At 71.8% G+C, this 10,193-nt stretch carries 8 protein-coding genes and 1 pseudogene; 1 reads left to right on the forward strand and 8 read right to left on the reverse strand.

The window, feature by feature from the left end:
• Window positions 1-214: 214 nt before the first annotated feature.
• The gene (locus ABYE80_RS11445) at window positions 215-2,194 is read right to left on the reverse strand and encodes a serine hydrolase (RefSeq protein WP_372790409.1); all 1,980 of its coding nucleotides are present in this window, start codon (window positions 2,192-2,194) and stop codon (window positions 215-217) included.
• 126 nt (window positions 2,195-2,320) lie between these two features.
• On the opposite strand from ABYE80_RS11445, the gene ABYE80_RS11450 reads away from it, so the two are divergent.
• A complete protein-coding gene (locus ABYE80_RS11450) occupies window positions 2,321-3,097 on the forward strand; it encodes a class I SAM-dependent methyltransferase (protein WP_372790410.1) in 777 nt (258 codons plus the stop codon).
• A gap of 37 nt (window positions 3,098-3,134) precedes the next feature.
• Here the strand turns inward: ABYE80_RS11450 and ABYE80_RS11455 are convergent, their stop codons facing one another.
• The 7 genes and pseudogenes from ABYE80_RS11455 to ABYE80_RS11485 all read right to left on the reverse strand — a co-directional run.
• Window positions 3,135-3,914 carry an SDR family NAD(P)-dependent oxidoreductase gene (locus ABYE80_RS11455; protein ID WP_372790411.1) on the reverse strand — a complete coding sequence of 260 codons (780 nt, stop codon included), beginning with the start codon at window positions 3,912-3,914 and terminating at the stop codon, window positions 3,135-3,137.
• Window positions 3,911-5,056 (reverse strand): acetyl-CoA C-acyltransferase, encoded by a 1,146-nt coding sequence (locus ABYE80_RS11460; RefSeq protein WP_372790412.1) that lies wholly within the window; start codon window positions 5,054-5,056, stop codon window positions 3,911-3,913. The genes ABYE80_RS11455 and ABYE80_RS11460 overlap by 4 nt, the downstream gene beginning before the upstream one ends.
• Before the next feature lie 102 nt (window positions 5,057-5,158).
• Window positions 5,159-5,974, reverse strand: coding sequence for an enoyl-CoA hydratase/isomerase family protein (locus ABYE80_RS11465; RefSeq protein ID WP_372790413.1), 816 nt, complete (start codon window positions 5,972-5,974; stop codon window positions 5,159-5,161).
• On the reverse strand, window positions 5,971-6,360 hold the full coding sequence (locus tag ABYE80_RS11470) for a nuclear transport factor 2 family protein (RefSeq protein ID WP_372790414.1): 390 nt from the start codon (window positions 6,358-6,360) through the stop codon (window positions 5,971-5,973). Before ABYE80_RS11470 ends, ABYE80_RS11465 begins: the two co-directional genes overlap by 4 nt.
• 11 nt (window positions 6,361-6,371) lie before the next feature.
• Window positions 6,372-7,931, reverse strand: coding sequence for a 3-hydroxyacyl-CoA dehydrogenase NAD-binding domain-containing protein (locus tag ABYE80_RS11475; RefSeq protein ID WP_372790415.1), 1,560 nt, complete (start codon window positions 7,929-7,931; stop codon window positions 6,372-6,374).
• A complete protein-coding gene (locus ABYE80_RS11480; protein WP_372790416.1) occupies window positions 7,928-9,748 on the reverse strand; it encodes a long-chain fatty acid--CoA ligase in 1,821 nt (606 codons plus the stop codon). Before ABYE80_RS11480 ends, ABYE80_RS11475 begins: the two co-directional genes overlap by 4 nt.
• 172 nt (window positions 9,749-9,920) lie before the next feature.
• A pseudogene (locus ABYE80_RS11485) lies at window positions 9,921-10,193 on the reverse strand (TetR/AcrR family transcriptional regulator); the annotation flags it as partial.

Consider the following 10,193-nt stretch of genomic DNA (forward strand, 5'->3'; position numbering starts at 1 on the left):
CCGACGAACACCCAGGTCCGGTACCAGATGCGCTCGAGCTCGGCCGCGTAGACGTCGGGATCGGTGTAGAGCGACCCGTGGACGCGGTCGTACTCGATGAGGGCCCCCCAGTCGGGGGCGTCGCGTTCGACGAGGCTCATGAGGCGAAAGCCTAACAGAACCTACGAACTGACCGGACAGTTTGTCCGATCTCGTGTCGTGCGTCGAATCCGGGTCAGAAGAGGTCGTGCTCCGGCCAGTCGATCTTGTCCAGCACGGAGACCAGGCGGCCGACCGACTCGGCGTCACACGTCTTGGCGGTCTGGTTGCCGATGACTGCGAGGCTGTAGCCGCTGTCGAGCTGGAACAGGTTGGAGAACGCCCCGGTGAGGCCGCCGTTGTGGCCGTGGGTGATAGGGGCGGTCGTGCCGCACCAGTCCCGGTCGTCCAGGATCCAGCTGCGGCCGTACCCGGTCTCTTGACCGTTCGCGAGGGTCGAACGCGTGAGCATGTCCTCGATCGAGATCGGGCTGAGGATCTCCCGCTCGGGCCGTCCGTCGACACTGACGAACCACCGCAGGAGATCCAGGGCGGACATCGCCCAGCCGCCGGCGCCGGTGCCCGGAGGCTTCGACTCGCAACTCAGCGATGTCGGCCACTCGTGCATCGCGCCCGTGTTCGTGTAGTGCTTGGACTCCCCGCGCTTCGGGTCGTAGGCGCCGATCTTGAAGAGGCGTGGCGCCTTGATGCCGGACGGCGCGAACACGCGGGCGCGCACGTAGGTCTCGTACGGCGCCTTGACGATGCGCTCGATGACCGCCTCGGCGACGATGTGGCTGAAGTTGGAGTAGTCCTCCCGCTCACCGGGCGCGCCGAGGAGGGGCGGGCGCCCCATGGCCGACGATGCCTTCGCGTGCTGATCGAGCTCGAATGCGATGCGCTGGTTCAAGTTCCCGGCGGCACAGTCGATCGGGTCGTTGACGTTGTAGCCGCTGTTCTGTCCCGGAAGCCCCGCGGTGTGCGAGAGGAACTGTCCGATCGTCGCGTCCTCCAGCGGCTTCATCGAGGCGGGCACCGGGACGTCTGACAGGATTCCCCCAGGGCCGAACACACGCCGCCCCATTCCCCCGGGCAGACGGCCTTCCTCGATGATCTTGTAGACAGCCACCGCAGTGATCGACTTCGAGATGCTTCCGATCCGCAGACGGTGGTGGACGTCCAGAGAAGTCTTGTTGTCGCGGTCGGCGAGGCCCAGCCCGGCGGCGTAGAGCAGACGACCGTCCTTGGCGATCGCCACGGACAGGCCGGCCACGTCGGCCTTCTTCAGGAAGGCACCGACCGTGCCTCGGATCGTGGCCAGGTCCTGCGCGCGGAACGGGCTCTGCCAGACGGTGTTGAAGCGGACGGTGCTGCCGGACGCGAAGCCCTGGACGAGCGTGGGCGCATACCCCTCGTAGCGATCGACGTCGAATACGCGCTGGTACCGCGCGGCGGGGATGCCGTTGCGCGCACGCGCAACAGGCCCGGGGACCTTCTCCCAGATGGCCGCGTAACGATCCTTGCCGCTCACGTGGTAGCCGCTCACGTGCTTGAGGCGATACCCGGCCTTCGCGTACTTCGTGTAATGAGCCTGGTACTGGGAGGCGGTGAGCGCGTGATGGGTCACGCCGGAGGGGCCCGTCGACTTCTCGAAGATCGTTGCGTACCGCGGCGCGCCGCCCACGGTGTAGCCGCTGATGTGCAGCAGGCGGTAGCCCTGCTTGGTCAGGTCGTCGAACGTCGACTGGTACTGCGAGGGCGTCAGCCGGTGACGCGCGATGAGTGGCGGTCCCGTCCGCTGCTCCCAGATCGCCGTGTACCGGTCGCTCGATCCGGCTGCGAAGCCGTTGACCGCGACAACCCGCCACCCGGCTTTCGCGTTCTGATCGAACGCCTGCTGATAGGCGGCAGCGGTAAGCCCGTGACGAGCGGTCTGCGGCGGACCCTCGCCCTTGCGCCACACCGCGGCGTAGCGGACTCTGCCCGCTGCGACGTAACCGCTCACCGAGGCCAGACGGAAGCCTGCGCCGGTGAACGTCGTGAACGCCGCCTGGTACTGACCCGAGGTCAGGTTGTGCCGGGCCACCCACGGCTCGGACGCAGGTGCCGCGTGCGCCACGGTGGGAGCGACGACGGAGGCCAGGGCGACAGCGGCACACAGGGCGGTTGAGCGCATGCGCTCACCGTAGACCGGGAGGACGCACCCGTCATCAGGGCTCGCACTGAAGTCGTCCGACGCGCGCCGCACTTGCCAGAGCCGCCGCGAGGGCGCACACTCGCAACCACCGAGTCCTACGAAGCCATGCCTGATTCTCCCCAGTTCGCCGCCCCCGCCGAGCACTACGACCGCTTCATGGGGCGCTACACACCGCCTCTCGCCGCGGCGCTCGCGGACGCCGCCGGCGTCCGGGAGGGGCAGCACGCCCTCGACGTCGGCTGCGGCCCCGGCGGGCTGACCGCCGAGCTCGTCGCCCGCACCGGCGCGGAGCGGGTCGCCGCGGTCGACCCGGCGGCGCAGTTCGTCGCCGCGTGCGCCGCGCGGAACCCCGGGGTCGACGCCCGGGAGGGCACGGCCGAGCACCTCCCGTGGGACGACGGGACCTTCGACGCCGCGCTCGCCTGCCTGGTCATCGGGTTCATGGCCGACCCCGACCAGGGCGTTCGCGAGATGGCGCGGGTCACGCGGCCCGGCGGCACGGTCGCCCTGTGCATGTGGGACATCCAGACGGGCGGCATGACGATGCTCCGGACCTTCTGGACGGCCGTGCGCGCGGTGCGGCCGGACTCCGCGGGCGAGGATCGGCGCGCCGGGACGTGGGAGGGCGACATCGCCGACCGGCTCGAACGTGCCGGGCTGACCGAGGTCACCGGCGGGACGCTGACCGTCAGCGCCGACTACGCCGACTTCGACGACTTCTGGCAGCCGTTCACGCTCGCGGTGGGCCCGGCCGGCGTCGCGCTCGCCGGCCTCGACGCCGACGAGCAGACCGCCGTGCGCGAGGGGTGCCGCGCGCAGCTCCCGGACGGCCCGTTCTCGCTCGACGCCCGCGCCTGGTACGCGCGGGGCACCGTGGCCTGACCGCGGCCCCGGTGCCGTCGGCGGCCCCCGCCCGGACTCAGCCCGCCATCCCGACCGACAGCCCGCCGCTGACGTTCAGCGTCTGCCCGTGCACGTAGTCCGACCCCGGTGAGCAGAGGTAGTAGATCCCGCGCGCGGCCTCGTCGGCCGTGGCGCCCCGTCCCAGCGGGATGTGCTGGGCGAGGCCCTGCCGCGCGGCTTCGGGGAGGTCCGCCGTCAGGCGGGTCTCGATGAGGCCGAACGCCACCGCGTTGACGTTGATCCGGTGGCCGCCCCACTCCTTGGCGAGGGCGCGGGTGAGTCCGACCGCCCCGCCCTTGGCGGCGGCGTAGGCCACCTGACCCGCGTTGCCCATCACCCCGGCCAGCGACACGACGTTGACCACCTTGCGGAAGACCTCCCGCCCCTCCGCCCGCTCGGCCTTCGCCGGCTCGCGCAAGTGCGGCGCCGCGGCTCGCAGGACACGGAACGGCACCACGGTGTGGATGTCGAGCATGGCCTGGAACTGCTCGTCGGAGACCTTGTGGATAGGCCCGTCCCAGGCGTACCCCGCGTTGTTGACGACGATGTCGAGGCGACCGTAGGCATCGACCGCCGACTGCACGAGGTCCTCGCAGACGCCGGGGGCCGTGAGGTCGCCCACGTGGGCGATACCCGGCGTCGCGAGCGCGTCGACCACGGTCGCGGCCTCATCCCCGTCCCGATCACTCACCACGACGTGCGCCCCGGCGGCGGCCAGCTTGCGAGCAGCCTGCTCGCCGATCCCGCGGCCCGCCCCGGTGACGATCGCCACCTTCCCGTCCAGCTCTCCCGTCACAGCGCCTCCACGATCGTCGCGTTCGCCATACCGCCGCCCTCGCACATCGTCTGCAGTCCGTAGCGACCCCCGGTGTCGCGCAGATGGTGCACGAGCGTGGTCATGATCCGGGCGCCGGAGCCGCCGATCGGGTGCCCCAGGGCGATCGCCCCGCCGTTGGGGTTCAGCTTCTCGCGGTCGGCCCCGGTCTCGGCCAGCCACGCCAGCGCGACCGACGCGAACGCCTCGTTGACCTCGAAGCAGTCGATGTCCTGAAGCCCGAGCCCCGCCTTCGCGAGGACCTTCTCCGTCGCCGGGATCGGCGCGGTCAGCATGATCACCGGATCGCTGGCGGCGAGCACCGCGGCGTGCACGCGCGCGATGGGCGTCAGGCCCAGCTCCGCTGCCTTGACGGACGTCGTCATCAGCAGGGCGCCACCGCCGTCGCTGATCTGCGACGCGTTGCCGGCGGTGACGGTCCCGTCCTCCTTGAAGGCCGACCGGATCTGCCCGAGCGACTCCACGGTGCCGCCACGACGAACCCCCTCGTCGGTGTCGACGACGGTGCCGTCCTCGAGGGTCACCGGGGCGATCTGCGCGGCGAACCGCCCGGCGTCGATCGCCGCCGCGGCCCGGTCGTGCGAGCCGAGCGCGTACTCATCGAGCTCCGTGCGGGTGAAGCCCCAGCGCTCGGCGATCATCTCGGCGCCCACGCCCTGGTTCGGCACGACGCCGTCGTAGCGCGCGATCATCCGCGGCCCGTAGGGCTCGCCGCCCTCGGCCGAAGCCCCCATCGGCACGCGGGACATCGACTCGACGCCACCCGCTACGACGACGTCGTAGTGCCCGGCCACGAGACCGGCGGCCGCGAAGTGCACGGCCTGCTGTGAGGAGCCGCACTGTCGGTCCAGCGACACGCCGGGCACGGACTCCGGCCAGCCAGCGGCCAGGACCGCGCTACGGGCGACGTTGAAGGACTGGTCGCCCACCTGCGCCCCCACGCCCCACACGACGTCGTCCACCACAGCCGGATCGATGCCGGTGCGCTCCTCGACGGACCGCAGGAGATGCGCCGAGAGGTCGACCGGATGCACCGTCGACAATCCCCCGTTCCGCTTCCCGACCGGCGTGCGCACGGCCTCGACGATCACCGCATCCCGCATACGACTCCTCTCGATGGCGTCCCGGCGCGTTGCGAGCCGGACGAGCGGGCAGTATATCGGACATAGTGTCCGTACAAAACGTAGGCGCGCGGTGGCGTCCCGCTACCGGCCGCGGAACTCGGGCGGTCGACGCTCAGCGAAGGCCGCGGTGCCCTCGACGGCGTCCCGGGTGTCACCGCACGCGACGATCTCCCGGGCCTCCCGTGCGTAGTGCTCGGCCAGCGTCGTCTCGGAGGCGTCACGCAGCAGCGCCCGGATCCGCCCCAGAGCGAGCGTCGGCCCCTCCGCGAGTCCCACGGCGACCGACCGGGCGCGGGCGGCGAGCTCGTCCGACGGCACCACCTCGCTGATCAGACCCCACTCCAGAGCCTCATCGGCGTCGAGCACGCGCCCCTGCAACAGCATCTGCTGGGCTCGCCGAAGACCGACGAGCCTGGGCAGCCACCACGACGAGGCCCCGTCACCGCTGAGCCCGAGCAAGTGGAAGCCGGTGGCGAACCGTGCCTGCGGCGCGGCGAGCACCACGTCCGAGCACCAGGCCAGACCGAGGCCTCCCCCCGCGACCGGCCCCTGGACGGCGGCGACGACCGGCACCGGCAACTCGGCCAGCCGCAGCAACGCGTCGTGGAACGGCGGCACCATGGCGTTGAGTTCGGCAGCGAGGTCCTCGCGGTGCGCGGCGAAGTGCCGCAGATCTCCCCCGACCGTGAAGGCGCTGCCCGCCGCGGAGATGAGCACCGCGCGCACGCGCCCGTCGCCGCCGTCCTCGGCGCGGACGGCGATCTGCTCGACCACCGACCTGAACGCGCTCACCCACGCGGGATCGATCGCGTTCCCGGCGTCCGGGCGCTCGAGGCGCAGCTCGGCCAGGCCGACGCGGTCGTCCACCGAGAGGCCCACCCGGGCGTCTGCGCTCACGGCGTCCACCTCGCGGTGTCGGTCACCTGCGTCAGTGCGGTCAGACGTCCGTCGCGCGATGTCCAGAGGTGGGTGAAGGCAGCGTCCACCGCGAACCCATCCGCGCGGCGGGTGCCGCGGTACCGACCCGTGACGAGCAACCGCCCGTCCCCGCACCCCACGAACTCCTCGGGCTCCGCGAGCACCGCGTAGCGCCGCCCGATCGCCCACCACCCGTGCTCACGCATCGCCTGCGGCCCCTCGTGACGCCCCGCGCCGACGGGCATCCCGTCCGCCACCTCGCCCACGAAGTCCGGGGCGAGCACGGCGTCCAGCGCGTCCGCATCGCCGACCGCGAGCGCGGCGTACACCGCACGTACGAGCGGTTCGACTGATGGGGTGGTCATGGGTCGCGACCCTACCCCGCCAGCCTGGCGCCGATCGCCACACGCGCGCGCAGCCGGGGGGCGGCACGGTAGCGCTCCTCACGGCGTTCGTCGGCGAGGCCGTCGAGCAGGTCAAGGACGCGTGCGCCCCCTACCAGGTCAGCCCAGCGGATCGGGCCACGGGGGTAGTTGAGGCCCAGCTCGAGACCGGTGTCGACGTCGTCCGGACTGCCGCCCCCCTCCCCGATCAGAAACGCGCCCTCGTTGATGACGCAGGCGACGATGCGCGCCAGTACGAGACCCGGCCCGTCGGAGACGGGCTCGGAGCACTTCCCCAGGGCGTGGACGAACTGCTGCAGGCGCTCGATCGCCAGCGGCTCGGTGAGCGGTGTCCTGGTGACCTCCACCAGGCCGGCGTCGGCGAGCGGTCCGAAGGCACCGAAGCCCGCGGCGTGCGGCGCGCACCGGTGCAGGGACACGCCGTCGACGAGCACCGCCCGAGGCCCGGTCCCCGCGCCCGGCCGCCGGCCGGCGTCGAGGACCAGCCACGCGTCCTGCTGCGTGCCGCCGTCACCGATCGCGAAACCGGCCTGCTCCGCGGCACCGCGCAGATCGGCGGCCACCGGCGTATCGCCCAGCACCACGACGAGCCGGCCGTCACCGCCGCCCCCCTCGGGCCGCGGAGGATCCGGCTCGCGGACCGGCGGCCCGCCGCCCTCGGGATAGGCGTACCAGCCGACGCCGGTCTTGCGCCCGAGCCGACCGGCAGCGATCAACTGGGCGGCGATCGGCGAGGGCCGGTAGCGCGGCTCGCCGTAGGTCTGGCGCAGGAACGACTCGGCGACCGCGTGGTTCGTCTCGATCCCGATCAGGTCCATCAGCTCGAAGGGCCCCATCCGGAACCCGCCGCCCAGCCTCATGATCCGGTCGATCTGCTCGACGGTCGCGATCCGCTCCTGCAGCACGCGGAGTGCCTCCAGGAAGAACGGGCGGTTGACGCGGTTGACGAGGAAGCCGGCGATGTCGGTCGCGTCGATCACGTGCTTGCCCATGGCTTCACCGACGGCACGTGCGACGGCGAGTGCCGGCGCAGCGGTCGCCAGCCCCGCGACGACCTCGACGAGGCGCATCACGGGGGCCGGGTTGAAGAAATGCAGGCCCACCACCCGCTCAGGGCCGGGGATCGACACCGCGATCTCCGTGATCGAGAGCGACGACGTGTTCGTCGCGATGACGGCGTCGGGGGCGACCGCCGCCGCGACCTGCTGCAGCAGGTCGCGTTTGAGGTCCAGGCGCTCCGGAGCGGCCTCGATGACGAGGCCGCAGGGCGCCAGTTCGGCGATCTCGCTGATCGCGACGACCCGTGCGAGGGCGGCGTCGCGCTCCTCGGCGTCGAGTCGTCCCTTGGCAGTGAGCCGGTCCAGTCCTGCGGCGATCTGGGATCGGCCCCGCTCGCGTGCAGCCGGATCGGGGTCGTAGAGCAGGGTCCGCGCCCCGGTCTGCGTGGCGAGCTGCGCGATACCCGCCCCCATCTGCCCGGCGCCGAGCACCCCGATGGTGCTCGGCAGCCTCACCGCATCGGCACTGCTCATGCTGCGTACAGCGCCTCGATCGTCTCGTCGTACTTGGCGTCGATCGGCTTGCGCTTGAGCTTCATCGTCGGGGTCAGCTCGTCACCGCCGGGCAGCCACTCCTCGGCCAGGAGCTCGAACTTCTTGATCTGCTCCACGCGGGCCAGTCGCTGGTTGGCCTCCTCCACCGCGTCGGCGATGAGCTGCTTGACCGTGGGGTCCTGGGCGACGGCGGACACCGAAGGGTCGCCGAGCCCGGCCTTGGTGGCGTACGCCGCCGCGAAGTCGGGATCCAGGACGATCAACGCGACGTTGTACGGACGCCGGTCCCCGATGACGACGACCTGCCCGATGAGCGGGTGCGCGCTCTTGATCGTGTTCTCGATGTTGGCGGGCGACATGTTCTTGCCGCCCGCGTTGATGATCAGCTCCTTCTTGCGGTCGACGATCCGAACGTACCCCTCGTCGTCGATCGTGGCGATGTCGCCGGTGTGGAGCCAGCCGTCCTCGTCCACGGCCTCGGCGGTCTGCTCGGCACGGTTGCGGTAGCCCTTCATGACCGTGGGCGCGCGGACCAGGAGCTCGCCGTCGTCCGCGAGGCGGACCTCGATCCCGGGCAACGCCGGGCCGACGCTGCCGATCCGGGCCTGCTCCGCGGGCGCCGAGCTGATGCAGCACGCCGCCTCCGACATGCCGTACAGCTCGGTGAGGGGCAGGCCGATCGCCAGCATGAACTCGTGCACGTCCGGGGCGAGCGGAGCGGCGCCGACGATGATCCATTCGGCCTGGTCGAGGCCGAGCTTCTCCCGCAGCTTGACCAGCACCGCGGCGTCGAGCGCGGCGTGGCGGGCCGCGAGGTCCTCCGGCACGGCCTCGCCGGCCTGCTGGAGCCGTACGACCTGGCGACCGACCTCGATCGCGCCGAGGACCGCGTCACGCCTGGCGTCGTCGGGCTCGGCCGCGATCCCGGCCTCGAGGGCCGCCTTGATCTTCTCGATCACCCGGGGGACGGCACCCCAGATCGTCGGGCGCAACTGCGGGAGCACCGCGGCAACCGCGCGGGGGTCTGGCACGGAGGTGACCTGGATGCCGTAGACCATCTGGCTGTAGTGCGACGACCAGCGGTCGGCGATGTGCGCCGACGGCAGGTAGGACGTCATCGTCGCGCCTGGGCGGAAGGGCAGCACGTGCCCGGCGGCGGCGCACTGGGCGAGCATGTTGGCGTGCGTCAACTCGACGCCCTTGGGCGGGCCGGTCGTCCCGGAGGTGTAGATCAACGTCAGCACGTCGTCGGGCTCGACCGCCCGCCATGCCGCCTCGAAGTCGAAGTCCTTCGACCCGCCCGCCTCGAGCTCCTCGAGGGAGATGGTGCCGTCAGGGCGTCCGTCGATGCACACGATGGTCGAGGGCTGGGCGGCGTCGCCGCGCGCGGCGAGGATGCGCGGCACGAAGGCCTCCTCGGCGACGACGACCTGGCTCGCGGCGTCCCGCAGCAGGTAGGCGATCTGCTCGGGCGAGGAGGTCGCGTAGACGGAGAAGGGGGTTGCGCCCAGGTGGACGGCCGCGTTGTCGGCGAGGTGGAACTCCGGCCGATTGGACATCATCAGCGCCACGGTGTCCTCGCGCCCGACTCCGACGGCCGCCAGCCCGGCGGCGATCGAGCGCACGCGATCCGCGTACTGCGCGAACGTGATCTCGGTGGCGCCGTCCGGGGTGCGCAGGGCCACCTCGTCGGCGAAGCGCTGAGCCGTGGCCTGGAACGCCTCGCACATCGTCGTCGCGTCGGGTGCGGCCTGCACCGGCTCGGGGCGATCGCTGGTGACGGGGGTGGTGCTCATCGCGTCGGTCCTCTCCTGGCGGTCGCGCACGCCGATCGACTCGGCGGGCGCCTGGAGCCGCAGCGTATCGAACAATATGTCCGAACAGGTAGACCGGGCGCCCTGACCGACGTACTACCGCGTGCCGCCACCACCGCGACCGGGACCCGCCCCCGGAGCGCGGCGGCCGCCCTCAGTCGCCCGTGGCCCGGACGCCGTCGTACAACGTGAACCAGACCACGTCGGCCTGGGCCTTCACGAGCTTCGCAAGCTCCGGCTTGCTCGCCTCCGACACCATCTCGTAGTGGCCCCGCTCGGTCATCCAGGTCAGCCAGGCAGCGGTGCGCTTCGGATCGAGCCCAGCGCGGACCGTCCCGGCCTTCTGCCCCTCGCGGATGTGGCGGCTCACTCCCTCGATGGCGAGTGCCACCACGCCCCGGAACGACGCACGGACGTTGGGGTCGTA

Origin of the sequence: Paraconexibacter sp., from assembly GCF_041602235.1 — a bacterium.
In the GTDB taxonomy this organism is placed as follows: domain Bacteria; phylum Actinomycetota; class Thermoleophilia; order Solirubrobacterales; family Solirubrobacteraceae; genus Paraconexibacter.

Bases quoted from the DNA above. Each gene is read 5' to 3' on its own strand.
- ABYE80_RS11475 (WP_372790415.1), bottom strand. From the start codon at position 7,931: ATGAGCAGTGCCGATGCGGTGAGGCTGCCGAGCACCATCGGGGTGCTC.
- ABYE80_RS11460 (WP_372790412.1), bottom strand. From the start codon at position 5,056: ATGCGGGATGCGGTGATCGTCGAGGCCGTGCGCACGCCGGTCGGGAAG.
- ABYE80_RS11480 (WP_372790416.1), bottom strand. From the start codon at position 9,748: ATGAGCACCACCCCCGTCACCAGCGATCGCCCCGAGCCGGTGCAGGCC.
- ABYE80_RS11445 (WP_372790409.1), bottom strand. From the start codon at position 2,194: ATGCGCTCAACCGCCCTGTGTGCCGCTGTCGCCCTGGCCTCCGTCGTC.
- ABYE80_RS11450 (WP_372790410.1), top strand. From the start codon at position 2,321: ATGCCTGATTCTCCCCAGTTCGCCGCCCCCGCCGAGCACTACGACCGC.
- ABYE80_RS11470 (WP_372790414.1), bottom strand. From the start codon at position 6,360: ATGACCACCCCATCAGTCGAACCGCTCGTACGTGCGGTGTACGCCGCG.